We start from the raw sequence: 1,431 nt of genomic DNA, 5'->3' as shown, positions 1-1,431 counted from the left end.
AAATCCGGGATTTCAAGGCCGAGAGCTGATGACGAGTTGCCTTTAGGCGACGAAGTGGTTGATACCATGCTTCCAAGAAAAGCTCCTAAGCTTCAGATAACTGGGAACCGTACCCCAAACCGACACAGGTGGTTAGGTAGAGAATACCAAGGCGCTTGAGAGAACTCGGGTGAAGGAACTAGGCAAAATGGCACCGTAACTTCGGGAGAAGGTGCGCCGGCGAGGGTCAAGGACTTGCTCCGTAAGCCCATGCCGGTCGAAGATACCAGGCCGCTGCGACTGTTTATTAAAAACACAGCACTCTGCAAACACGAAAGTGGACGTATAGGGTGTGACGCCTGCCCGGTGCCGGAAGGTTAATTGATGGGGTTAGCGCAAGCGAAGCTCTTGATCGAAGCCCCGGTAAACGGCGGCCGTAACTATAACGGTCCTAAGGTAGCGAAATTCCTTGTCGGGTAAGTTCCGACCTGCACGAATGGCGTAACGATGGCGGCGCTGTCTCCACCCGAGACTCAGTGAAATTGAAATCGCTGTGAAGATGCAGTGTATCCGCGGCTAGACGGAAAGACCCCGTGAACCTTTACTATAGCTTTGCACTGGACTTTGAATTTGCTTGTGTAGGATAGGTGGGAGGCTTTGAAGTGGGGACGCCAGTTCTCATGGAGCCATCCTTGAAATACCACCCTGGCAACTTTGAGGTTCTAACTCAGGTCCGTTATCCGGATCGAGGACAGTGTATGGTGGGTAGTTTGACTGGGGCGGTCTCCTCCCAAAGAGTAACGGAGGAGTACGAAGGTGCGCTCAGACCGGTCGGAAATCGGTCGTAGAGTATAAAGGCAAAAGCGCGCTTGACTGCGAGACAAACACGTCGAGCAGGTACGAAAGTAGGTCTTAGTGATCCGGTGGTTCTGTATGGAAGGGCCATCGCTCAACGGATAAAAGGTACTCCGGGGATAACAGGCTGATACCGCCCAAGAGTTCATATCGACGGCGGTGTTTGGCACCTCGATGTCGGCTCATCACATCCTGGGGCTGAAGCCGGTCCCAAGGGTATGGCTGTTCGCCATTTAAAGTGGTACGCGAGCTGGGTTTAGAACGTCGTGAGACAGTTCGGTCCCTATCTGCCGTGGACGTTTGAGATTTGAGAGGGGCTGCTCCTAGTACGAGAGGACCGGAGTGGACGAACCTCTGGTGTTCCGGTTGTCACGCCAGTGGCATTGCCGGGTAGCTATGTTCGGAAGAGATAACCGCTGAAAGCATCTAAGCGGGAAACTTGCCTCAAGATGAGATCTCACTGGGATCTTGAATCCCCTAAAGGGCCGTCGAAGACTACGACGTTGATAGGTTGGGTGTGTAAGCGCTGTGAGGCGTTGAGCTAACCAATACTAATTGCCCGTGAGGCTTGACCATATAACACCCAAGCAATTTGCT

The 1,431-nt window shown here is 53.0% G+C and carries 1 rRNA gene; it reads left to right on the top strand.

What is annotated here, in order from left to right:
• Positions 1–1,410 (top strand): 23S ribosomal RNA (locus tag ABI582_RS28610); the annotation flags it as partial.
• Positions 1,411–1,431: the final 21 nt, after the last annotated feature.

The sequence above is a fragment of the Pseudomonas sp. SAS7 genome (assembly GCF_052112345.1).
In the GTDB taxonomy this organism is placed as follows: Bacteria; Pseudomonadota; Gammaproteobacteria; order Pseudomonadales; family Pseudomonadaceae; genus Aquipseudomonas; species Aquipseudomonas putida_Q.
The sequence above is the reverse complement of the archived record's forward strand: the minus strand, read 5'-3'. Positions and strand labels throughout refer to the sequence as shown.